We start from the raw sequence: 23,691 nt of genomic DNA, 5'->3' as shown, positions 1-23,691 counted from the left end.
CCGGTGCAATACCGGACTCACTTTTATCAAGCTGCCTAATGAAATAACCGTGTCTAACTTTTAGGGGTCACTTCAAATGACTTTTCAACTTATTTTAAATCTTCTATCGAGAAAGCACCTGGAAGTAATTGCTCAACAGTCACTTCTTTTTCATCACCTTTTACATTCGTTAGTAAAACTGGCATTTTCGGTTCACAGAATTCAGCAATTACTTGTCTACAAGCACCACATGGTGATATCGGTCCGTCCGTTTCGCCTGTAATAACTAAGTAACTAAAGTCGCGCTCCCCTTCTGATACTGCTTTAAAGATCGCTGTTCTTTCTGCACAGTTACATAAACCGTAAGAAGCATTTTCTATATTACAACCAGTATAGATTTTACCTTCTTTCGTAACTAATGCTGCGCCAACAGGAAATTTCGAATACGGAATATATGCTTTTGCTAACATCTTATTTGCTTCTTCGATATATTTTTTCTTATCCATATTATTTCCCCCTTAAAGTATGTGTAATTATGATTAGTCAGTAATAACTGTATGAACTAATTTAGGAGCCACTGCTGTTTCAGCAATAGAAATATTTTCATAAATTTTTGCTTTTACATCTTCTACATTTTCACGATTTGCATAGATCGTTACGAATGGCTCGCCTTCTTTTACTGCATCGCCAACTTTTTTACGTAACATTAATCCTACTGCTAAATCGATTTCATCTTCTTTTGTCGCACGGCCAGCACCAAGTAGCATAGCTGCGATACCAATTTCATCTGCAACAATGTTAGAAATAACACCTGAAGTTTTTGCAGGTACATCAATTACATACTTCGCCTGTGGCATTTTTTCTGGATTGTCTACAATTGAACTATCTCCGCCTTGATTGCTTAAGAACTCTTTAAACTTCTCAGTTGCTTTTCCGTTTTTCATAACTTCAATTAGCATTTCACGAGCTTCTTCTAACGTATTTGCTTTTTTCGCAAGTACGACCATTTGACTTCCTAATACAAGTACTAATTCCGTTAAATCTTCTGGACCTTCACCTTTTAACGTATCAATCGCTTCTTTCACTTCTAGAGCGTTACCAATTGCAAATCCAAGCGGTTGTGACATATCTGAAATAACAGCCATCGTTTGACGTCCTACATTATTTCCGATACGCACCATTGCATGTGCTAATTCTTTTGCATCTTCTTCTGTTTTCATAAATGCGCCAGCACCTGTTTTTACATCAAGTACGATTGCGTCAGCACCAGCTGCAATTTTTTTACTCATAATTGAACTCGCGATTAAAGGAATTGAGTTTACTGTTCCTGTTACATCACGTAATGCATAAATCTTTTTATCTGCAGGTGTTAAGTTTCCAGTTTGTCCAATAACAGCTACTTTGTCACGGTTTACAATATCAATGAACTGCTCTTTCGTAATTTCAACGTGGAATCCTTCTACCGCTTCTAATTTATCAATTGTTCCGCCTGTATGTCCTAAACCACGACCAGACATTTTTGCTACTGGTACATCTAAAGCAGCTACTAATGGTCCTAATACTAATGTTGTCGTATCACCAACACCGCCAGTTGAATGTTTGTCTACTTTAATTCCTTCAATTGCTGATAAATCGATCGTTTCTCCAGACTCAACCATCGCCATCGTTAAATCTGCACGTTCGCGATCTGTCATATCTTTAAAGAAGATTGCCATTGCAAGTGCACTCACTTGATAATCAGGAATACTTCCGTCTGTATATCCATTAATAAAGAATTTGATTTCTTCAGTCGTTAATTCTTTGCCGTCACGTTTTTTCGCAATAATATCTACCATTCTCATTACAATCACCATTCCTTTTTATATGATATGAATCTGTTAAAATAATAAGCCTACGATTGTTGCTGATAAGAAACTTACTAATGTTGCACCGAAAAGTAATTTCAAACCAAATCTTGCGACTACATTCCCTTGCTTTTCATTTAAGCTCTTAACTGCCCCTGCAATAATTCCAATTGAAGAGAAGTTTGCAAATGAAACTAAGAATACAGATATAATCGCTGTCGTTCTATCTGAGAAATTAAAGTTTCCTTGTGCTAAATCTGTCATAGCGACAAATTCATTTGATACTAATTTTGTTGCCATAATATTTCCGGCATTAACTGCTTCATGCCAAGGTACACCCATAATAAATGCAAATGGTGCAAATACATAACCAAGAATTTCTTGGAATGAAATACCGATTACACCTTTAAATACTGCATTAATGAATGCGATTAAAGCAACGAAACCGACTAACATAGCTGCTACTGTAATTGCAACTTTAAATCCATCTATAATGTATTCCCCTAATACTTCAAAGAAAGTCTTTTTCTCTTCTTCTTGTACTTCTAACATATCTTCTTCTTCAGTAACTTCATAAGGGTTAATGATAGAAGCGATAATAAAACCACCGAATAAGTTAAGCACTAAAGCGGTTACAACATATTGTGGTTTTAATAACACCATATATGATCCAACGATAGACATTGAAACGGTAGACATTGCAGATGCACATAATGTATACATTCTTTTCTCTGGCAATAATCCTAGTTGTTTCTTAACTGAAATAAACACTTCAGATTGTCCTAAAATCGCAGAAGCAACAGCGTTATATGATTCTAGTTTCCCCATTCCATTTACTTTACTTAATGCTAGACCAATAGATTTCACAATAATAGGTAATACTTTAATGTGTTGCAAAATACCTATTAAAGCTGAAATAAATACGATTGGCATTAATACACTTAAAAAGAACGAAAACTCTTTTTGATTTACTAATCCACCAAATACGAAATTCACACCGTCAGCGGCATATTTTAATAGCTCTCCAAAACCATCTGCTATTCCGCTAATTAATATATTCCCTACACTTGTATTTAATAATAAAAACCCCAAAATGAATTGTAATATAACCATCGTTATGATTGGGCGATATTTGACTTTCTTTCTATCATTACTAGCAAGCCAAGCGATACCTAAAATCAATACGAGGCCAAAAATACCGATTAAATATTTCATAAGCCGTCTCCTCCCATTCGTATCCGCTTACATTTTTTTCAATTATTAAAGCAATAGATACACTTTACTTTGTGTATCTATTGCTTTTGATTTCATTAATGATTAGTAGTTATCTGTAGCACCTTTTGCATCATTTAATACGATTGCAACACTAGCACTTGCTCCAACGCGAGAAGCTCCAGCAGCTACCATTTTGTCTGCATCTTCACGTGTACGAACGCCACCAGATGCTTTTACACCAACGTTTGGTCCAACTGTTTTGCGCATTAATGCGATGTCTTCAGCAGTTGCTCCGCCAGTTGAGAATCCAGTTGAAGTTTTTACGAAGTCAGCACCAGCTTTTACTGATAATTCACAAGCGCGTACTTTCTCTTCATCTGTTAATAGGCAAGTTTCAATGATTACTTTTACAAGAGCTTTTCCTTTTGCTGCTTGTACTACTTCATAAATATCTTTTTCAACGAACTCGTTATCGCCGTCTTTTAAAGCACCTACGTTGATTACCATATCAACTTCAGTTGCACCTTTTGCGATAGCATCTTTTGTTTCAAATGCTTTTGTTTCAGTAGTGCTTGCTCCTAATGGGAAACCGATTACAGTACAAACATCTACATCATGTCCAGCTAATTCTTCAGCAGCTAGCTTCACCCATGTAGGATTAATACAAACAGAAGCGAATTTATATTCCTTTGCTTCTTCGATTACTTTCATAACATCTTCTTTAGTAGTATTAGCTTTTAAAATTGTATGGTCAATTAACTTTGCAATATTCATTATCTTCACTCCTCATATCTTTTAACAACTTCATTCTAACTCTTAGTTGAACAAATGTAAATACACTTTTGAAATTTTGTTCATTCTTTTCAAAAAGGCATTTTCTTGTAGTAAATAAAGCGCATTCTAACTAAGAAACAATTCATATTTAAAATCAAAACTTTTATATTAACAATGGTAGTATGTATCTCAATATCCATAATTATTTTTAAAAAGGCAATTTGTATTCAAAAAACACTCCCATAATTCATACATAACAAAATAAAAGGCTTTCTCAAAATTAACATCTTGAGAAAGCCTTTTATTTCTAACCTTTTTGATAATGTAACAATTCTTTTGCTGTATGCTGATCGATAATTAATACATTTGCATACCCGCCACGTAACGCACCATCAATTGCTTTTATTTTTCTATTACCACCAGCAACTAAAATAGAACGTTTCTTTAATTTCAGTTCTTCTAACTCAATTCCAATTGTACGCTGATTAATCTCTTCGCTACTAATCTTTCCGTCTCCATCAAAGAAACGTGAACAAATGTCACCGACCGATTGTTTTTTGAGCAAATTCGTTTCATCCTTATCGAAATAACCTAATCGGAATAATAGTGCTTCGTCTCTCACTGTTCCTACAGTGAAAATTGCAACATTCGCTTGTTTCCCCATTTCGATAATGTGATGAATATGTCGATCCTGCTCTACTAATTCTTTTGTCACTGCATTATCAAATATAACTGGAAGGGGTAGATTTCTTGGTGTCGTTTGAAAAGCATCTGCAAATAAAGCAATCGTTTCATTCGCATATGTATTTACACTCGAATGACTAATACCACCTTTTAACTGAACAACTTCTACACCTTTTACATGTTGTGGTACAATTTTTCTAGCGATTTCATACATCGTCATTCCCCAGCTTACACCAACGATATCACCAGTTTTAACCGTCTTTTCCATATACTCAGCTGCATATTTACTAATATACTCTGTAATCGTTGCATATTCTGGCACTGGAGAAAATACGACATGTGCCTCTAACAAGTTGTACTTTTCTTTCAGTAAATTTCCAACGTTATCTAAATCAGCAAATGGATCGGCTATGCTAATTTGAACAAATCCTTTTTCTTTCGCGTACTTTAATAATCTAGAAATAGTCGGCCTTGAAATATTTAATTTATTAGCAATTTCCTGCTGACTATAATCTGACTGATAATATAATCTTGCAACTTCAACGCTTAATTGTTGTTTATCTTTATCCATAGTAACTCATTACATATCCTTTCCTGTATTTCCTTTTCGTTACAAGCATTATACAGCTTTATGCAAGAAATTTCGACTACCGAATTTTATCTAACTGAACTTCTACTACACTTAGTATTTAAAATGAAACTTTATTGTATATATTTACAACCTCAACATAGATACACTTGAAACATATAAATCGATTTATATGTAATTCATTCTTTTTTGCTTTTTCTGTAGTAACGATAACAAAGCCTTTCAATAAGAAACATGAAACATCGTCTAAAAAGTTACCTTTACTAATAACTATTCAAATACCCCTCATAAACAGAAAATACTGTTTATGAGGGGTATTTATTCAATTTAAGTCTATAAAAATTGGATAAAAACAATGCAAGTTTTCACTTATTTAGAATAAGTGAAAAGATGATGTTTTATTTGTTCAATAAAATAATGATGGTGTATATTATCGTTAGATACTCGACTTGCCATAATAGCTCCCTCCATTGAAGATGCAAGAAAAGAAGCAAGTGATATAATGTCTATATCTTCTTTAAGTTCTTGTTTCTCTATTCCTTCTTTTATGAGAGAAGCCATTAACATTACTGTATCGTCATAACCTTCTGCTGCTGCTTTTTGTAATTCTGGAAATACTCCAGTACTTTCAATTGCACTATTAAGTAATGGACAACCTCCAGCAATAGGAGGATTATTAGCTGCATCTTGATATACAAGGAATATTGCAAGGATTTTATCGATTGCTGTCTTTTTATTTTCCATTGCTTTATGAAAATGACTCCACATAATCTCACCACTTTTGTCGTAGGCAGCAAGGACAATTTCTTCTTTATTTTTGAATCTACGATAAATAGATCCTTTAGGTAGTTCAGTAGCTGTCATTATATCCTGGATGGATGTGCGAGTTATCCCATTTGTATTAAATAAATATAAAGATGTTTCAATAATTTTTTCTTTTACCTTATCAACTTTAGTCATGCTTTGTAATCCTCCTAATAAAAACGATCTTAATATTCCAGGTAATGTTTACCTCTATTTTCTTAATTTTTTTGTAAGTATAAATAAATTTGGAACAGACATATCTTATGGAAACCTCAAACAATACAGTTTGAAAAGAGGTTAATCAAATTGTATTACCCATATAATCAGAGTGAATTTTCTGCCAAAAACAACATGACCAATTGTTTAATTCAGTCATTTTATTCAACTAATTTTACCTAAAATCGTAGAAGATGTAAAAATATATATTTTAGTGTATAGACATATGATTATTATATATAATCTCTATTAATATGTTTAGCTAAAGTGTTTGAACTACCCCCACTTTCACTTCATATATTAGGATATCTACCGCATTCCTTGCGGTTAAAAGCCTTATCACTTCATTCTTTAAAAAGGAAATCGTTAATAATTAATGAGTACTGAAATTTAATTGTAAATAAGAAACTCACATATAAGTATTTTGTATTTTTGTCATTTTGATTTTGTTAATACTTTGTAAAAAGGATTAACAAAACTAGAAACTTATAGTATCATTAGTTTTCGGACCGAACCGTCCGGTTTGGAATCTTATATAAATATATTTAGAAGGAGAACTTAATGCAGAAAGAAAATTCAAAGATTGTAGGTAATTTAATTAGGAGGATAATAAAATGAACTTTATAAAAATGAATAAAAAAGAACTTACTATGCTAATAATCTTTACACTGTTTGTACCATTTCAAATTGGCTTGTACATATTATTTGGCATATCACTTTTAGCTAATGTCAATTTAGTTGAATCAGAATTTGTTCTTAGTGCCATCGGTTATACTGTACCTGCTATTATAGGAATAATTTTCTTTAGGAAAGAAATCATTCAAAGTTTTACTTATTTTAAAGAGAAGACAATTTTGAAAATAGTAAGTATTCCTATGGTGGTTTTATTTACGGTAATTGTGGAACAGTCTATTATGCGTTTTCTAGCAACTGGTCAGCCAGAGAACCAAGAACAGCTTCTTGAAACGGGTGCAGAGGTACCTATTATATTTACATTGCTTATATTTGGTATTCTGGGACCAATACTTGAAGAAATTGTGTTTCGTCACATATTAATAAATCGTTTTTCTTATCATATTGGTACTGCTATTGCATCTATCATTTCGATCATTATTTTTACACTTCTTCATACAAACCAGCTTTCGGATATTGCTATTTATTTACCTGGCTCGGTGATACTTACTGTGGCTTATCTTATTTCTAAAAGATCCATTGCATATGTAATAGCGATACATATATTAAACAATTGCCTTGGTTTCATTCTATAAGAAATTAGACTTAGTTCTTTTGCAAAGTAAAAAAATAGAAACAGATATTGATAAATGAGGAGTACAATTTAGACAGTGACTAATGATTTATGAAATTCCTTGTACGTCGAAATACCGCAGTTTGGATGTAAACTGCGGTTTCTTTTATATAGGGGGGCCCACTGCATCACAATTAAACTAAAAAAGGAAATACCATGACTAATATATGTTCTCCTTATATCCCATTACAGTAAACATTTTTGGAAAATATCCAAAATTTTATTAGCGAGTTAGTAGTTGAAGAAAAATTTGTTCCTCAGCCCTTAAGTTATAATACATAAAAATTAAATTGCTTAGTTAAGAGAAAAGATGAAGTATCAATTTTGCTTAAAGTATCTAAACTACCTTGATTTTTTCTTATACAGCAAACTATATCAAGTGATTAAGGAACTCATTTTTGAGGCTCAAGTTAGATATGTATATAAAATTAGTATGAAGGTGTGAAATCAATTATAAAATAGTAGCTTTAGAATAAATGAAAAGAGAAATAAATAACCACCATTATTTATTTCTCTTTTCATTTACATATTTATTTTTGGAAAAACAACCTAACTCCAAATACTAATAATACCGCGCCTGTAATACCCTCTATTGTACGGTTCACTCTTTCTTTTCTTAAAAAAGTTCTTAATTGACGTATGAGTGAGATATAAAGTAAATACCATATTGCTGTCAAAGTCGTAAATGTGACTCCTAATAATAGAAATTGTAGGAAATGATTTTGATTACTTACAATAAATTGGGGTAAAAAACTAAGGAAAAACACAGCGGTTTTTGGGTTTAAAATTGCCGTAGTAAATCCTTGTCTAAAGCTTTTAATTGCCCCAATATCCTTAGAGAACATTTCTACTGAACCTGACATATCTTCTTTTTTATGTAAGGCACTTTTAATTGACTTTACAGCTAAGTAAATTAAATAAAAAGCCCCAGCATATTTTATAAATGTAAATAACATAGCAAATTTCATTAGGATGGCAGAGAGTCCTAGCGTAGCCATTATTGTATGAATCATCATTCCAGATATCGTTCCTAAAACAGTCTTTATCCCACCATTTTTACCATGCGAGATAGTGTTTTTTGTAACTAGTGCAAAACCAGGACCAGGCATTATTATGATTAGCATTGCTGTAAGAATAAATAATAGATAATTTTCCATGTTCTAGTATTTCCTTTCCAATTTTTAATTTTACTTACAGTATAGCTTTTTTCATTAAAACATTAAATATAAAAAGCTTGATCAGAAATATATCTAGGTTATTAGTATCGATTTGATTAAACATTACCCCAAAGCTACATTAATAAAAAAACACAGCAAATTTATATATTAAATAACAAGTCCACCTCTCACAAAAAACAGGATAAAAAATAAACAGCAGAACTAGTCCACTGTTTACTTCGCCACGCCTTCATGTAATTTTTCTGTATAATCTTTTACATCTTTCCAGCTATCTTTCGCTGTATGTAAATCTTCTTTTATGAAGGTAAATTCTTCAGGGCTGATTCCTTTTACGTTTTGCAGTAAATTATTATACTTTGCCCCTACTGTATACCATTGATTTGATATATTTTGCAATGCTGTAATTGCTGCATCAATTGTTTCAGTCATATTTGTTGTTTTATTTTTTACATCTGTCAATATTGCCACTTCAGCTTGTGCGCCAGAAATTCTATCTTTTAAATTGGAGATTTCTCTTTCTGCATTTGCGATATCTTTTTTCGCAATCGCAATCATCGGTCCGCCAGCAAGACATGTTATTAGTGCTACGCAAAGTACGCCACCAGCAATGACCATATCATTACTCTTTTTGATTGAATCGTTATATGTATTTATTTGTTGCTCTAGAGCTGGAATGCCAGCATTCGTACTTGCTAAAATTGCTGTTAATTGATTTGTATCCTCTTTAAAACTATTTGTGTCTTTCGCCATTCTATCGCGAAAAGCTTTCAAATCCCCTAATAATACATCTACCTCATTTTGATTCTTTACAATATCCGCATACAACTTTTCTAAATCCGCTTTTAATTTTCCACTATCCTTTTGTTCAATCGCTACTAGCATGCTATTATAATACGCTTGAAAAGTATTATTGTAATTAATAATATTTTGATCTGTTTTCATAATTTGAGGCTTCATATAATTTAACCAATACGCTGCGTTAATTTTTGCATCTCTTTGGTGCTGAATCATATTTCCTTTAAACTCACTATTAATGGAACTTATTTTACTCAAATCAGTCTCTTGCTGATTTTGAATTAATTTTGCATATGAATCCATTGCAAATATGCTCGATGTCGTTTGCGCCATAACATCTTGGAATCCAGCTGGCCCTAGCGAATAATTTTCCGCACTTTCTTGCAATGTTTTTACGTTTTGTTCTGCTGCAAAAGGATGTAAAGGAAATGCGTTACTCGTTGCCACTCCAGCAATCATTAACGTTAAAAGACATTTTTTATAAAATCGTTTCTGCATACTTTTCACCTATCTTCTTTATAAGGGTATAAAAAGCTCCTGCTCACAACTGAACAGGAGCTTCAAATCACTCATCAATACTTAACGCTCTAACGATTCGTATCCGATTATGCTTTTTTCGTATCTACTACTTTAATATCTTCAGCATAAATCTTTTCTGCATAGTCTTTAATGTTTTTCCAGCTATCTTTCGCAATGTTTAAATCTTCTTTAATGAAAACAAGGTCGTTTGGACTAATTGAATCTACATTTTGAAGTAAAGAATTGTATTTTGATCCCATTGTGTACCATTGGTTTGAAATGTTTTGCAACGCTGTAATTGCAGTATCAATTGTATTTGTTAAATACTCCGTTTGTGTTTTAATGTTCGTTAACCCAGCTACTTCTAATTGAGCAGTTGTAACTTGTCCTGTTATTTTTTGAATTTCAGCTTGTGCATTATCAAGTTCTTTCTTCGCTAATACGATTCCAGCTGTACCACCGCCTACAGCTGCGGCACCACCTGCAATTAATGCGACTCCTAGCGGCGTTCCTGCACCTGTAGCAATAACTACTGCACCACCGATAATTGCAATTGGTCCTAGTGCTGTTGCAACAGATGAACCGATAATAATTGCATTATATTTACTAATTGCTTCATTGTACGTTGTAATTTGATTTTGCAGAAGCGGAATTCCAGCATCTTGACTAGCTAATATAGATGTAATTTGATTTGCATCACCTTTAAAGTTTTGCGTATCGGACGTCATTTTGTTTCGGAATTTTTTTAAGTCTTCTACTAACTGATCTACTTGCGCTTTATTTTCATTAATACTACTTGATAATCTAGTTAACCCTTTCGTAAGAGTCGCTTTATCCTTCGAATCCACCGCAGCAACTAACGTATCATAATAGTTTTGGAATTTCGTATTGTAGTTAATGATATTTTGATTCGTTGAAATAAGCTGCGGCTTTAATACATCTAACCATTGTTTCGCATTTCCTCTAGCTGTATCCTGGTGCTGAATTACTTTCCCTTTTAGAGCCGTATCAACAGAGGATACATTACCAAAGTTAACATTCCCTTGTTTAATAATTGTTAAAGCGTACAGATCCATTACTAAAGCGTTTGAACCTGTTCTTTCCATTGCATCTTTTAGGCCTTCTGGTCCTAATGAGTATTCTTCATAGTCATTATAAGCTTTTGCTACCGCATGAATTGGAGCTTGTTTCACTGTACTTTCAGCTGCATACGTATGAGCTGGCATGATATTTCCTGCTGCAAATACTGCCATAAGTGCTGATAGAGCCATTACTTTATAAGGTTTTTTTGTCATTTTTCTTCTCTCCCTATATCGTTACTTATTTTTAATGTACTTCAACGTTTGTAACGTAATCTTCAAATTGATTCGTTTGTTTATTCATTTCATCACTTACTTTTTTAATTTGATTGAAATGTTTTTGAAGTAAACTACTATCTGTATATGTGCCTTCTTCAACATTCTTTTGAATTTGGATCATATTATTGTTTAAAACTTTCCAATCCGTTATTAGCGTTTCTAAAGTTGAAATTTGGCGATTAATTAGTTCTGTAAAGCTACTTACTTGATCTTCAACGAATGTAATTTGAGTCGCCTCTGCTTCAGTTTGTGATAACTTTTGAATAAGTGGTAATAGCTCTTTTTGCTTTTGCTGAATACGAAGAGCCGCTTCTCTCGTTTGGCTATCTGCAGCATTTACAATTTCATTACTTAAAGTACCGATAGAAACGAAATCAATTGTTTTCGTTTGCGCAGTTTGATTTGTAATTGTAAATACTTGTTTACCGATATTAATAGAACCTTTAATAATTTCTTGAGGTCTATTCAAAATAGTCGTTAATTCCGCTTGGATTTCTCCTTGAATTCTTTTAATATCTTCTCTTAATTTCACAATATCTCCACTTGATCCTTGCAGTGTTTTTATTGCTTCATCAGCTTTAAGTGATAAGTTGCTACTATCTTTGTCTAATACCGTTTTAAATCGATTTAACTCTAATAAATCTTGCTCCATACTCTCTTGGATGCTTTGTACTTGCAATTGTAATTTTCCATATGCATTTGTAAAATCTGCTTTTGCCTGTTCATCTTCATTGACGTTTCCTGCTAGTTCATAGAGCTTACTATAATAACTATTAAATCTAGTACTATATCTCATCATCTCTTGATTTAAGTCGATTAGCTTCGGATTATATTCATCAATCCACTCTCTTACATTTGCCTTTGCAAACTTTTGATGATTCGTCAAACTACTCATCGCATTCACCTTAATGTCTGGCTGCTGTAAAATCACTAGTCCATATGCTTGTATAAGCGGTGACTGTGATCCTAACATTCTAATTGAATTGGATAATGTATTTGGAGCAATTACATTTTGTGCATATACTGTTTTCACTTCTGTTTGCCCTTCCTTAGCGTAAGCGCTTACAGGAATAAAACAACTCGTAGATACTGCTGTAACCAATAACCCTGTAATTAAAGTCTTTTTCACTTTAGCTCCTCCTATGTATTAGCAACTATTACTATCGCATTTTATTATTCTATTTTCTTGCATATAGTTTGAGATGGTTAAAATAGAGAACGTTCTCACCGCGATCCATGTACGAACCACCTCTCCCAACTTTTATTGCTACAGTACTTACTTATTGTTATAAAACATTTCATATGTGATTAGTATGAATAATATTGTATAAAATTTCTATTTTATACAATATTATTCACACAGTGAATATATTACATAAAAATATTATTCATTTTAAACTAAATAACGTACGTAAATATGAAATTCCGTTTTGTTTTCATGTAAGTTTTGTACTGTAAGGTCATTTAAACACAGCTATTTATATAACGTAAAGAAGTATTTTCATTCCCTTTATTTTCAAGCTTTCCTGTCCTTATTTCAAAATATAATCCACTTCACTTTTCCAATTGAAATATCCATATATCACAACAAAAACCTCTACTTATTCATAGATACAAAAATTATATTGATATATCTTTCAGACCCATATGCAATTATGCATAGTGTATACACAAAAAGGATAGCTTCACTTTCGTAAAGCTATCCTTAAAAAATCTTCTTACTTTTTCAAATGATATGGAACTGTCGTAATAACAACATTTCTTTTATAGAGTAAATACGCACGAATGAGTAAACTAGACTGATTATGAAGAATGTTATGCCAACCTTTTTTCGGAATGAACTGCGGTATAACTACAGTAACTCGGTAATTTGACTCACTCGCTTTATATTGTACTGTATCAATAAACTTTGTTAGTGGCTGAATAATACTTCTATAATGAGAATGTAAGGTAACAAGCCTTACTTCAGGTTGCCACTTCTTCCATTTCTCTTCAAATTTCTTTTCCTCTTCTCTGTCAAAAGCAACATATACAGCAATAACTTGATCTGCTGAAAGAGCCTTCGCATAGTTCAATGAATTTTCTACTACATGCGTCATACCAGCTACAGGAACAACAATTACATTTCCCTCAATTGGAACAAGTGGCTCACAAGTTTTTAAACTTAATTGATCACCCACTGCATCGTAATGCTTCTTAATTCTATGGAACAAGAAGATGATGGCAGGTAAGAAAATAAGGATTGACCAAACTTGTGCGAACTTAGTTAAAAAGAACATACTCATTACAATAAAACTAATGACTGCACCAATTAAATTGACCGTTAATCTCAAAGCCCATCCTTCAGGTTTTTCACGAAGCCATTTTAATACCATCCCCGTTTGAGAGAGTGTAAACGGAATAAATACGCCTACTGCATATAACGGAATTAAATGTTCTGTTTGCCCTTGGAAAGCTACAATTAAAATAATCGAAGCAATTCCAAGTATAATAATACCGTTTGAGTAACCTAGGCGGTCTCCTCTAATCGTAAACATTCTCGGTATGAATTTGTCTTTTGCAAGGTTAACTGCTAATAGCGGGAATGCAGAATACCCTGTGTTAGCAGCAAGAATTAATATTAAAGCAGTTGTACCCTGTATAAAATAGTACATGAAATTACGTCCAAAAGTTTGTTCAGCAATTTGTGAAACAACTGTTACTTCCTTACTTGGATTAATTCCGTAATAATAAGCTAAGAAAACAATTCCTGAAAATAAAACTGCAAGTAATGCACCCATTGCGAGCAATGTTTTCGCTGCATTGTTAGGTGCAGGATCCTTAAAGTTTGGAATTGCGTTAGATATTGCCTCAACACCCGTTAAAGCAGAGCTTCCTGAAGCAAATGCTCGTAACAGTAAAAACAAACTAATTCCTGCAACTGGTGTTCCAATCGGTGAATGTAATGTCGGTGAAACTTGACCAGTTATAATATTATAAATACCTACACCAATTAATATAAAGAGTGCTAAAACGAATAAATAAACAGGATATGCTAAAACGGAAGCTGATTCCGTTACCCCTCTTAAATTTAAAATAGTAATCAATATAACAAATATAATCGCAATGATTACATTATGTGCATGCAAACTAGGGAAAGCTGATGTAAGCGCATCTGTACCTGCTGATACACTTACTGCAACAGTTAAAATATAATCGACTAATAAAGATCCTCCAGCTATTAGCCCTGGATTCATCCCTAAATTTTCTTTTGATACTACGTATGCGCCCCCACCGTGCGGATAAGCAAAAATAATTTGTCGATAAGATAAAATAAGGGCTGTCAATAATACTAATACCCCAACAGCGATAGGAATAGAATACCAATAAGCTACTGCTCCTAGGCCTGCTAGTGCGATTAATATTTGCTCTGGTCCGTATGCGACCGATGACAATGCGTCAGAAGATAAAATAGCTAACGCCTTCGTTTTATTAAGTTTTTGCTCTCCTAACTCAGTTGATTTTAACGGCCTTCCAATTAAAAACCTTTTGATTGATGAAACCACTGCTGTCCACTCTCCAATAATTTTGTACGAACTTTTCTGCTAGTTACAGCGGGTAAACGATTTCTTCAGAAAACAAAAAATGTCTACAAGCCATAACGAAATAGACTTGTAGACATTATTTTTTTTGTCGCACAAGCTCCACCTTCCTTCTCAATATAACGCTTACGAGGTTAGCTGTCGGATTCGGGCCTATGAGTAGCCCTACCTTTTTCAAGGATTCACCCCATTGGATTAAGTACTAATCCATAAGAACGGGTCCCCCGCACCATGCGGTTTCAGCGATTTAGAAAATTGAAACTGTGGATTATAATACTCCTTTATTTTCAAAATGTAAACAAAAATTTTTAAAAAGAAAAAATTTAAATGATTGCGCATAATCCGCTGGTAAATATACATAATGAATACTAAAAAATCGATAAAGGAGACTCATATGTCTAAAGAAAAGAAGCCTATTTTTTCCGATTCCTATTTAGATGCATTAGCAAATGAAATTAATCAATTATACGGTAAACGTGAACAGGAAATAAATTTGACAGATAGAACGAAAAGAAATAAATAATTTGTCATAAAAAAGAAAGCAATACACTTATATATTGCTTTCTTTTTTATTTTTTCATACATCCAATTGTATTGCTGATCTGTTAAAGGTCATTTCTTCATACACTTTCAAATTTTGATATACTGCCCCTAATAATGGTGCTTCTATAGAAAATTGTTCCGCTACATCTAGTAAGTATCCTTGTAAGTGCTCGCCTTCAACGAACGAACCTTTTTCCATATCACGCTGCATCGATGACTTCATATCATACGAAATTTTATCAATTGTTTTCATATGTTCTTGGGCAATTCCATCCTTAACTGGAGCTTTCATAGATCTCATGATTTGCACACATTCTTCAAATAAGTTTTGGATAAAATCGCGTCCACCTTCACTTTCGCGAATCGGTCCTATCGGTGCACGCATTAATGTCGTCACACCCGACATTACAGTAATAAATAAATATTTATGCCACATATCTTGCATAATATTTTCACTTAAAACAAAACTAGATTTCGTACCTGCAAATGCTTTAGAAATATGCTTTATTCTCTCTGAATCTTGAGACTTCATTTCTCCAAATACAATTCTGTTGGCAACACTCGGTTGTACAATCTCTCCTTGATCGTTTAACGTCGTCTCGATAAAGCATAAACCGCCAATTACTTTTTCCACGCCGAATTCCTTTTGTAATAGTGATAAATGAGCAATACCATTTAACAATGGAATGATGACAGTATTTTCACCTACAAACGGCTTCAAATCTTGAATCGCCTCGTTTAAGTGATACGCTTTTGTTGAAAATAAAATAACGTCAAACGGAGAAGTTTGATCTTCTTTCGTTATTAATTTCGGTTGGAAGGAAAAATCCCCGTTAACACTACGAATAACAAGTCCCTTTTCCTCTAATTGTTGTTTTCTTTTACTGCGGACAAGAAACGTAACATCTTCTCCTTTTTCGACTAATCGACCTCCAAAAAAGCCTCCGACGCCACCAGCTCCTAATACTAAAATACGCATACAACATCCCCCTTTTCAAAATACAATTTTATAACATTTAATATACATAACATTATACATGTCCCCTACTAAATAAGCTGAATTTTCATTCTTAATCGAGTATAAAACAGTGGTTATTTTCAAATAAATTTGGGTATGTTGTTTTTATAGCATATATGGAAAGGAAACAATGTAAATGGAGGCAATACAAACAATCGAGGAAAAAGATGTAACAACAGCTATATTTCAATTTATATTCCCGTTTTCTTTTAAAACTGGATATGAACAAAATATGTTCCCTTTCTTACAGAAAAATGATTTCCGCCCTTTTCGACTCGATCATCTTGAAAATGAAAATACATACTACGGAAAGTTTCAAGTTTCACATCAAAATATGGAAGCATACTATCTTTCATTTACAAATAAAATTCTATTTCCTCACTCAGAGCATCAAAAAGGATTACAACGCTATTCTAAAGACCTTAACTTAACTGGACATTTAACAACAAATTTGATTTCTGTTCCATTCAAGATTCATTCTATTGATGTAACTCTTTGCCCTTATGAGCTTGGCTTCTTAACAATTCGGACAGAAGTAGAAACCGCTCCAAACATGACATTATCAGAAGCAATCGAATTCGCCGCCCGCTTCCGTGTACTCGAAACTAAAAATGATACAAACGAGACTATTTGTATTGAATGTAACGGAAAACAATACTCACAAGTGGAAAAACTTATATTCGGTGATTTATTTCATGGTGTAACAGACTTCTTTGAGAAAAAGAGATTGCGGAGCTCTTACTTTCAAACCTTTCCTTTCTTTGAAGACCAAAGAATGTATGTACAAACGTTATTATCTATAAAAGAAGATATGGACCTGAATGAAGTGGATGTTTATCGTACTTCCAGCCTTTCCGGATTAACAGACGATGGTAAGCCGTATATTAGCGCAAATAATGTTCCTTATATTCAAGATTATTTAATAAAACATTCTTATCAAAGATGGGCTCCTAATCGCTACTTTGTTATGGAAGAACATATTTTTACATGTATAACAAATGAAGATGAGCAAGCAATCGCTAAACTTGCTAGTCAAATGTACGGGGAGTTTTATTACGCTTTATTATTAAACTTATTTCATAAAGTTGTTTTATTAAAGATGGCCAACGCTTATGCTGAACTAAACATTGAACAAGATACAAATGAAATAGAGCAATTAATTTATTCAATCAATTCATTTACAGCAAATTACTTCTCTTTAGAGTTAGTATCCCAATCACAGAGTGAAGATATTTTCTTCCGCTTAAGAAATCTATTTAACATTGAAGTACTATACTCGAATGCAAAACAAAATCTTGATAGTTTGTTTAAATATCAAGAAAATGTCGCTTCTAAAAAAGATAGTCTTTTATTATTAATTTTAACGCTCTACTCTGTAGTAGGCCAAATGTTAGGGTTTACTATGATTGATCTTTTAAGAAACACCGATTCAAACAAAATCTCGTCGCCACTTGAATTTTTCGCGCTTTTAATAGCAATTAGCGGCATAGTCATTTCACTTATTTTAGGTGCGCAAAGTTTATACCAATGGAGTCTACAACATAAACGAAGAAAATCATGGGTAAAACAAACTGTACTTTCTGCTGTGAAAGAGAAAGATGATAAACATTAAAAAGGGTGGTTTTCAAATTACAAATACGTAGAGCATTTCAGTGAATGAAATTTTTATCAGCGATTTTTAAGATATATCGACTTACTGACAAAAACACATAGTAAAAAAGTACTCCAAAATAAAATTTGGAGTACTTTTTTATTACAATAATTTAGCTTACTTCCCTGCTTCGATTTTCTCTAATGCAGCAGCTACTTGCTCTTCAGTTAATTCGTGTTGAACGATATAACGATTACGTGGGTGTACACGACATTCATGAGAACATGCACGTAAATGTTTCGCTTCGTTTTCTTCAGAACATAAAATTTTCTTATTACATTCTGGATTTGCACAGTTTACATAGCGCTCACAAGGTTCACCTGTAAAGTGGTCTTTACCAACGATAACATGCTCTTTTTGGTTTACTGGTACAGAGATACGCTCATCGAACACGTAACATTGTCCATCCCAAAGCTCACCTTGTACTTCTGGGTCTTTTCCGTACGTTACAATACCGCCGTGAAGCTGACCTACATCTTCGTAACCTTCACGAACTAACCAACCAGAAAACTTCTCACAACGAATTCCGCCTGTACAGTATGTTAAAATCTTTTTACCTTCAAGTGTTTCTTTGTTTTCTCTAATCCAATCTGGCAACTCACGGAATGATTCAATATCCGGTTTAATCGCACCTTTAAAGTGACCTAGATCAAACTCATAATCATTTCGTGCATCAATGATAACTGTATCTTCTTGTTTCATTGCCTCATAGAATTCTGTTGGCTCTAAATATTTACCAGTTATTTCTTTCGGATTAATGTCGTCTTCTAGACGAAGTGTAACTAACTCTGGACGAGGGCGTACGTGCATTTTCTTAAATGCATGTTCATCTGCCTCATCAATTTTAAAAACGATTCCAGCAAAACGTGGATCATTGTTCATTGCTTCCATGTATTTCTCTGTTTGCTCAACAGTTCCAGAACAAGTTCCATTAATTCCTTCTGTCGCTACAAGAATTCTTCCTTTTAACTCAAGTGATTTACAAAATTCTAAATGCTGTTCAGCAAATTCTTCTGGATTTTCAATTGTTGTGTACATGTAATATAGTAATACTCTATATGGTTTTGTAGTTGCCAATTTATTTCTACCACCTATCTAAATTTTAAAATCATGTATAAGTTAACGTTCATATCAAAACATATATAATAAGAAAATACATACTAAATTGTACTTAGCCTATTTTCTTCTATTTACAATTTTTTCTATAAGTTAACGAAAATAAAAACAAGATTACATCACAAAACACTATGGTTATGTTGTAATCCCAATATATTATATATCATACAATTTCATTTCCATCAATTAATATGCTGTAATATAGGCTCTATGTTCACATAAATTTCAAAATTAGTCCTTTAATTCATTATGTTTCCCCATGTGATCACACCATAAACTCCCATTTTTTTATAACACGACACCATCTATTGCGGCAAGGCATATAATTTGCACTAAGGAAACATTTGTGTTCAAATAAAAATATCATCTCATACATTTAAATGTATTGAAATAAACAATAAGAATACTTACAATAATTTCATCAAGTTAACATTTCAAAGGGGAAAACTACTATGAATAAAGATATATCAAAAGATGAACAAGTCCCTTCTCAAAGTACAACTGTTCAATCAGCACACTTAGCTTTAAGTGGAGAAACGAAAGGCTGGAAAAGACTGTTACCGTTTTTAGGACCCGCTTTTATCGCATCCGTAGCTTATATTGACCCTGGTAACTTTGCTACAAATATCGCAGCTGGTTCACAATATGGATATTTACTATTATGGGTTATATTCGCCTCTAACTTAATGGCAGTATTAATTCAAACTTTATCAGCTAAATTAGGAATTGCTACGGGAAATAATTTACCTGAAATCGCTCGCGAACACTTTCCAAAACCTGTGTCTATTGGCTTATGGATTCAAGGTGAACTCGTTATTATGGCTACAGATTTAGCGGAATTTATCGGGGCAGCACTCGGATTGTATTTATTATTTGGAATTCCGATGTTACCAGCTGCTTTAATTACAGCAGTCGGATCATTTATTATTCTTGAGTTTCAACGCAGAGGATTTCGCCCACTAGAAGCTATTATTACAGGGATGATTTTTATCGTAGTAATAGCATTTGGGATTCAAGTTTTTTATGCAAAACCAGAATTAAGTCCCCTTCTTTCAGGACTATTTATTCCAAAATTCCAAGGTGTAGACAGTATATTACTTGCAGCAGGGATATTAGGTGCGACAGTTATGCCACATGCAATCTATTTACATTCTGCATTGACACAACGCCGCGTGATCGGAACAACTGATGAACAAAAGAAAAAAATTTTCCGTTTCGAGTTTATTGATATCATTATCGCAATGGTTATCGCTGGAGCAATCAATGCGAGTATGTTAATTGCTGCCGCCGCACTATTCTTTAAAAATGGTTTACATGTTGAAGACCTTGATGTTGCTTTTAACCAGTTCAGTACTTTAGTCGGTCCTGTATCAGCTGCTTTATTTGGAATTGGGCTCTTATCAGCAGGACTATCTAGCTCGTCTGTCGGTACAATGTCAGGTGATATTATTATGCAAGGTTTCATTCGAATGCATATTCCGTTATATTTACGACGTTTCATTACAATGATTCCACCATTAGTTATTATCGCTTTAGGTGTAAATCCAACTTACGCACTAGTCATGAGCCAAGTCGTCTTATCATTCGGTATTGCTTTTGCATTAGTGCCACTTATTATGTTTACAAGCAATAAAAAAATTATGGGTGCGCTCGTTAATCACCGCATAACAACCTTTATCGCTTGGATCATCGCTGCACTTGTTATCATTTTAAATATTTTCTTACTTTATCAAACATTTGTAGGGTAATGAGAAAAGGTATTCCAATAAAACTGGAATACCTTTTTTCATTACCACTTATGTATGTACCTCTTTCTGGCATTATCGTACCTTTTTCAGTTCGAAAGTAAAGTGGTAATCCTTCCGAAAGAAATATGCTCACCTTGGATGGATCCTGCCTTTGATGATGAATATGTAAATGCGGCTCACTTGAACTTCCTGAGTTACCAACTTGAGCAAGTACATCTCCTTCATTTACATGTTGGCCTTCCCTCACTTTAATTGATCCTTTTTTTAAATGGGCAAGAATCAAAAATGTCCCTGATTCATCTAGTTGCAAATAAATATGATTCCCCGCCATTGACTCAAAATTATCCTCTCCCGGAACTACATCTTTTTCATCATTATTGATGGATACAACTGTTCCAGAAGCTGGTGCCATTACTTTCGCTCCATATATTCCATAATCTCCTAACTTACGACTTTTCACTTCAGCAGGCGGAATGAGAATATCATATGCCCACCTTTCATTTGGTTTTATAACGTGATAGTTTGTTTCTAACCGATCACCGCCCCAACCTATTAATGCTCGTTCATTCAAAGGAAAACGAACGACTACCTTAGGACTCATAGAATGTACATCTGCTGGGTAAGCAAGTCCCCCTATGTTAGCAAACCACCCTAAGGGCCAAGCTCCAATTATAGAGAAAAGAACGATGAAGAGTAGCTCTCTATCTATTCGCTGTCTGAAAATGCCTTTCCACACAAATAGTAACGTTACCCCTATCAAAATAAAGAGTGATACTATGCTAAAGGCTTGTATACTCCACCAAAAAATGACTGATATAACACCTTTAGCTAAATAAACTACACTCCAACTTATAATTAAAAACGCAACTAAAATTACTAATACATACTTCTTCCACATAATGTATCCTCACTCTCATATCTTTGTTCTACATGATACGAAGTGAAAATTACGACATATAAAAGAAATACTTACGACTTTCTTACAATTCTTTATAATGCGGTAAAACGATAGTGAAAACAGTTTCTTTCTCGTTACTGCGCACAGTGATATCCCCTTTATGAAGCTCTGCTATACTTCTCGCAATTGCAAGTCCCATTCCTTTGCCACCCGTATGAGAGCTACGTGATTTTTCACCACGATAAAACTTCTCAAAAACGTAAGGAAGATTCTCATTCGGAATGCATTGTCCAAAATTTTTAATTTCTATTTCAACATTCATGTCGCTTTTAGAAACTTGAATTAAAAGCTCCTTTCCGTCTTTCCCGTACATAATACTATTACTAATTACATTTTCGAACAGCCTCACCATAAGCGCCACATCCATTTCCACATGTAACTCGTTATCACCTTTAATACGAAAGCTCATATCGGCATCATCTAGTTGTGGCACAAAATCAATCATGATTTGTTCACTGAACGCTTTCATATTTACTACACTTTTATGTAATTCAATCTCCCTATAATTTATTTGACAATAATCTAATAAATCATCTACTTGATTTTTTAATTCATAACTTTTTCGCTTTAATATACTTACATACTGTTCACATTCTTCTCTATTTGTATGAAGCTGACTTCCTAACAGGTCCGCGTAACCGATTAGAGATGTTACAGGTGTTCGTAAGTCATGAGAAATATTACTAATCATTTCAGTTTTCATTTCCTGTGATTTTTTTTCATTTTCGATAGACTCTTTTAAACTTTTAGCCATTCTATTAACATTCGCTGCTAATTCACCAATCTCGTCATTTTTTGAAATAGGTATATGTATCTCCAAATTACCATTACTTATTTCTTTCACGTTCTTATTTATTTCAGATAACCTTTTCATCATTGTTCTTGTCATGAATGCAAAGTATATTGTAGTAATAATTAAAAAAGCTATTACATATAAAAGTGAATATTTTTCTTCTAACGCAGTAACATGACTATATATATTTCCAATTACAATTTGAAACGCTATTATACTTACAGTTGCTAATAAGATGCTACATATGAATGTGATAAAAAACTTAGCTCTAATACCTTGTAATGATTTAATCTTCAATTTTATATCCGACTCCCCAAACATTCTGTATAAACTTCGGTTCTTTTGGATTCTCTTCAATTTTATTTCTTAATCTTGCGATATGAACCATTACTGTATTATTACTTTCATAGGCTCTTTCTTTCCAAACGCTTTCATATATTTCTTCAATAGTGAACACACGATTCTTTGCAGCTGCCATTAAGTACAAAATATCATATTCAGTTTTCGTAAGATTGATTGTTTCTCCATATAACATTACTGTTCTAGACACTTCATCTATTTCTAAACCCCTAATGTTTATTTTCTTTTCTATTACTTGGACAGTATTTTGATTGAAATATGTATACCTTCTTAATTGAGCCTTCACTCTCGCTATAAATTCAATTGTACTAAACGGTTTCACAATATAATCATCTGCGCCAGTACTAAATCCAATTACTTTATCTACATCCGATGATTTTGCGCTTAAGAACATAATTGGTAAACTATGTTTCTCTCTAATCCTTCTGCACAATTCTATCCCATCCATTTTTGGCATCATAATATCCAAAATAGCAAGTTGAATACTGTTATTATTTATGATTTCTAAAGCCTCTTCTCCGTTATGAGCACTTAAAACTTTAAAACCTTCTTGCATTAAATTCGCGTTAACAAATCGAACAATATCTTGATCATCATCTACAATTAAAATTGAGTTTTTCTCCATATACAAACCTCTTTTTGAAATATATTCCACAATCAAT

General features: G+C 33.3%; 20 protein-coding genes and 1 riboswitch. Of the genes, 4 read left to right on the top strand and 16 right to left on the bottom strand.

From position 1 onward, the window contains the following. Positions 1 to 89 precede the first annotated feature (89 nt). From JDS99_RS16730 to JDS99_RS16705, 6 genes are all read right to left on the bottom strand, one after another. Positions 90 to 485: a cytidine deaminase gene (locus tag JDS99_RS16730; RefSeq protein ID WP_000358522.1), complete on the bottom strand. Its 396-nt coding sequence runs from the start codon at positions 483 to 485 to the stop codon at positions 90 to 92. Positions 486 to 518: 33 nt separating this feature from the next. Beyond that, on the bottom strand, positions 519 to 1,820 hold the full coding sequence (locus tag JDS99_RS16725; RefSeq protein WP_001983022.1) for a pyrimidine-nucleoside phosphorylase: 1,302 nt from the start codon (positions 1,818 to 1,820) through the stop codon (positions 519 to 521). Positions 1,821 to 1,856: 36 nt separating this feature from the next. Then, positions 1,857 to 3,038 carry a NupC/NupG family nucleoside CNT transporter gene (locus tag JDS99_RS16720; RefSeq protein WP_000876170.1) on the bottom strand — a complete coding sequence of 394 codons (1,182 nt, stop codon included), beginning with the start codon at positions 3,036 to 3,038 and terminating at the stop codon, positions 1,857 to 1,859. A gap of 102 nt (positions 3,039 to 3,140) precedes the next feature. Next, on the bottom strand, positions 3,141 to 3,812 hold the full coding sequence (deoC, locus tag JDS99_RS16715; protein ID WP_001017444.1) for a deoxyribose-phosphate aldolase: 672 nt from the start codon (positions 3,810 to 3,812) through the stop codon (positions 3,141 to 3,143). Positions 3,813 to 4,119: 307 nt separating this feature from the next. Continuing rightward, positions 4,120 to 5,067: a sugar-binding transcriptional regulator gene (locus JDS99_RS16710; RefSeq protein WP_000356574.1), complete on the bottom strand. Its 948-nt coding sequence runs from the start codon at positions 5,065 to 5,067 to the stop codon at positions 4,120 to 4,122. A 387-nt stretch (positions 5,068 to 5,454) separates the two neighbouring features. After that, entirely contained in the window at positions 5,455 to 6,045 is a 591-nt protein-coding gene (locus tag JDS99_RS16705; RefSeq protein ID WP_098856664.1) for a TetR/AcrR family transcriptional regulator, read from the bottom strand. A gap of 674 nt (positions 6,046 to 6,719) precedes the next feature. On the opposite strand from JDS99_RS16705, the gene JDS99_RS16700 reads away from it, so the two are divergent. Next, on the top strand, positions 6,720 to 7,373 hold the full coding sequence (locus JDS99_RS16700; protein ID WP_199695396.1) for a CPBP family intramembrane glutamic endopeptidase: 654 nt from the start codon (positions 6,720 to 6,722) through the stop codon (positions 7,371 to 7,373). 568 nt (positions 7,374 to 7,941) lie between these two features. Here the strand turns inward: JDS99_RS16700 and JDS99_RS16695 are convergent. From JDS99_RS16695 to JDS99_RS16675, 5 genes are all read right to left on the bottom strand, one after another. Further along, positions 7,942 to 8,568 (bottom strand): LysE family translocator, encoded by a 627-nt coding sequence (locus JDS99_RS16695; RefSeq protein ID WP_199695395.1) that lies wholly within the window; start codon positions 8,566 to 8,568, stop codon positions 7,942 to 7,944. Positions 8,569 to 8,802: 234 nt separating this feature from the next. Then, a complete protein-coding gene (gene nheC / locus JDS99_RS16690; protein ID WP_061673168.1) occupies positions 8,803 to 9,882 on the bottom strand; it encodes a non-hemolytic enterotoxin NHE subunit C in 1,080 nt (359 codons plus the stop codon). Positions 9,883 to 9,989: 107 nt separating this feature from the next. Beyond that, on the bottom strand, positions 9,990 to 11,198 hold the full coding sequence (nheB, locus tag JDS99_RS16685) for a non-hemolytic enterotoxin NHE subunit B (protein ID WP_087982994.1): 1,209 nt from the start codon (positions 11,196 to 11,198) through the stop codon (positions 9,990 to 9,992). A gap of 31 nt (positions 11,199 to 11,229) precedes the next feature. Beyond that, the gene (nheA, locus tag JDS99_RS16680; protein WP_199695394.1) at positions 11,230 to 12,390 is read right to left on the bottom strand and encodes a non-hemolytic enterotoxin NHE subunit A; all 1,161 of its coding nucleotides are present in this window, start codon (positions 12,388 to 12,390) and stop codon (positions 11,230 to 11,232) included. Positions 12,391 to 12,979: 589 nt separating this feature from the next. After that, complete coding sequence (locus JDS99_RS16675) at positions 12,980 to 14,806, bottom strand: APC family permease (RefSeq protein ID WP_088082839.1); 1,827 nt, start codon at positions 14,804 to 14,806, stop codon at positions 12,980 to 12,982. Positions 14,807 to 14,950: 144 nt separating this feature from the next. After that, positions 14,951 to 15,097: riboswitch (cyclic di-AMP (ydaO/yuaA leader) on the bottom strand. A gap of 139 nt (positions 15,098 to 15,236) precedes the next feature. On the opposite strand from JDS99_RS16675, the gene JDS99_RS32385 reads away from it, so the two are divergent. After that, positions 15,237 to 15,365, top strand: a complete 129-nt coding sequence (locus tag JDS99_RS32385) for a hypothetical protein (RefSeq protein ID WP_000031869.1) — start codon at positions 15,237 to 15,239, stop codon at positions 15,363 to 15,365. A 54-nt stretch (positions 15,366 to 15,419) separates the two neighbouring features. Here JDS99_RS32385 and panE read toward each other — a convergent pair whose 3' ends face one another. Beyond that, positions 15,420 to 16,364, bottom strand: a complete 945-nt coding sequence (gene panE / locus JDS99_RS16670; protein ID WP_199695393.1) for a 2-dehydropantoate 2-reductase — start codon at positions 16,362 to 16,364, stop codon at positions 15,420 to 15,422. Between the two features lie 175 nt (positions 16,365 to 16,539). Here panE and JDS99_RS16665 point away from each other — a divergent pair, with 175 nt between their 5' ends. After that, positions 16,540 to 18,015 carry a hypothetical protein gene (locus tag JDS99_RS16665; protein ID WP_199695392.1) on the top strand — a complete coding sequence of 492 codons (1,476 nt, stop codon included), beginning with the start codon at positions 16,540 to 16,542 and terminating at the stop codon, positions 18,013 to 18,015. 156 nt (positions 18,016 to 18,171) lie between these two features. Here JDS99_RS16665 and trhO read toward each other — a convergent pair whose 3' ends face one another. Continuing rightward, positions 18,172 to 19,131 carry an oxygen-dependent tRNA uridine(34) hydroxylase TrhO gene (trhO, locus tag JDS99_RS16660; RefSeq protein ID WP_000246241.1) on the bottom strand — a complete coding sequence of 320 codons (960 nt, stop codon included), beginning with the start codon at positions 19,129 to 19,131 and terminating at the stop codon, positions 18,172 to 18,174. 491 nt (positions 19,132 to 19,622) lie between these two features. On the opposite strand from trhO, the gene JDS99_RS16655 reads away from it, so the two are divergent. Further along, entirely contained in the window at positions 19,623 to 20,918 is a 1,296-nt protein-coding gene (locus JDS99_RS16655; protein WP_199695391.1) for an Nramp family divalent metal transporter, read from the top strand. On the opposite strand, the gene JDS99_RS16650 is transcribed toward JDS99_RS16655, so the two are convergent. The 3 genes from JDS99_RS16650 to JDS99_RS16640 all read right to left on the bottom strand — a co-directional run bounded on the left by JDS99_RS16650 (position 20,875) and on the right by JDS99_RS16640 (position 23,654). Beyond that, on the bottom strand, positions 20,875 to 21,816 hold the full coding sequence (locus tag JDS99_RS16650; protein ID WP_199695390.1) for a M23 family metallopeptidase: 942 nt from the start codon (positions 21,814 to 21,816) through the stop codon (positions 20,875 to 20,877). The genes JDS99_RS16655 and JDS99_RS16650 overlap by 44 nt on opposite strands. A gap of 82 nt (positions 21,817 to 21,898) precedes the next feature. After that, positions 21,899 to 22,966 carry a sensor histidine kinase gene (locus JDS99_RS16645; RefSeq protein ID WP_141542721.1) on the bottom strand — a complete coding sequence of 356 codons (1,068 nt, stop codon included), beginning with the start codon at positions 22,964 to 22,966 and terminating at the stop codon, positions 21,899 to 21,901. After that, the gene (locus JDS99_RS16640; protein WP_088063004.1) at positions 22,956 to 23,654 is read right to left on the bottom strand and encodes a response regulator transcription factor; all 699 of its coding nucleotides are present in this window, start codon (positions 23,652 to 23,654) and stop codon (positions 22,956 to 22,958) included. The genes JDS99_RS16645 and JDS99_RS16640 overlap by 11 nt, the downstream gene beginning before the upstream one ends. Between the last annotated feature and the right edge of the window lie 37 nt (positions 23,655 to 23,691).

The organism is Bacillus cereus group sp. N6 (genome assembly GCF_016483705.1).
Lineage (GTDB): Bacteria > Bacillota > Bacilli > Bacillales > Bacillaceae_G > Bacillus_A > Bacillus_A wiedmannii.
The sequence above is the reverse complement of the archived record's forward strand: the minus strand, read 5'-3'. Positions and strand labels throughout refer to the sequence as shown.

Bases quoted from the DNA above. Each gene is read 5' to 3' on its own strand.
- JDS99_RS16730 (WP_000358522.1), bottom strand. From the start codon at position 485: ATGGATAAGAAAAAATATATCGAAGAAGCAAATAAGATGTTAGCAAAA.
- JDS99_RS16725 (WP_001983022.1), bottom strand. From the start codon at position 1,820: ATGAGAATGGTAGATATTATTGCGAAAAAACGTGACGGCAAAGAATTA.
- JDS99_RS16720 (WP_000876170.1), bottom strand. From the start codon at position 3,038: ATGAAATATTTAATCGGTATTTTTGGCCTCGTATTGATTTTAGGTATC.
- deoC (WP_001017444.1), bottom strand. From the start codon at position 3,812: ATGAATATTGCAAAGTTAATTGACCATACAATTTTAAAAGCTAATACT.
- JDS99_RS16710 (WP_000356574.1), bottom strand. From the start codon at position 5,067: ATGGATAAAGATAAACAACAATTAAGCGTTGAAGTTGCAAGATTATAT.
- JDS99_RS16705 (WP_098856664.1), bottom strand. From the start codon at position 6,045: ATGACTAAAGTTGATAAGGTAAAAGAAAAAATTATTGAAACATCTTTA.
- JDS99_RS16700 (WP_199695396.1), top strand. From the start codon at position 6,720: ATGAACTTTATAAAAATGAATAAAAAAGAACTTACTATGCTAATAATC.
- JDS99_RS16695 (WP_199695395.1), bottom strand. From the start codon at position 8,568: ATGGAAAATTATCTATTATTTATTCTTACAGCAATGCTAATCATAATA.
- nheC (WP_061673168.1), bottom strand. From the start codon at position 9,882: ATGCAGAAACGATTTTATAAAAAATGTCTTTTAACGTTAATGATTGCT.
- nheB (WP_087982994.1), bottom strand. From the start codon at position 11,198: ATGACAAAAAAACCTTATAAAGTAATGGCTCTATCAGCACTTATGGCA.
- JDS99_RS32385 (WP_000031869.1), top strand. From the start codon at position 15,237: ATGTCTAAAGAAAAGAAGCCTATTTTTTCCGATTCCTATTTAGATGCA.
- panE (WP_199695393.1), bottom strand. From the start codon at position 16,364: ATGCGTATTTTAGTATTAGGAGCTGGTGGCGTCGGAGGCTTTTTTGGA.
- JDS99_RS16665 (WP_199695392.1), top strand. From the start codon at position 16,540: ATGGAGGCAATACAAACAATCGAGGAAAAAGATGTAACAACAGCTATA.
- JDS99_RS16655 (WP_199695391.1), top strand. From the start codon at position 19,623: ATGAATAAAGATATATCAAAAGATGAACAAGTCCCTTCTCAAAGTACA.
- JDS99_RS16650 (WP_199695390.1), bottom strand. From the start codon at position 21,816: ATGTGGAAGAAGTATGTATTAGTAATTTTAGTTGCGTTTTTAATTATA.
- JDS99_RS16640 (WP_088063004.1), bottom strand. From the start codon at position 23,654: ATGGAGAAAAACTCAATTTTAATTGTAGATGATGATCAAGATATTGTT.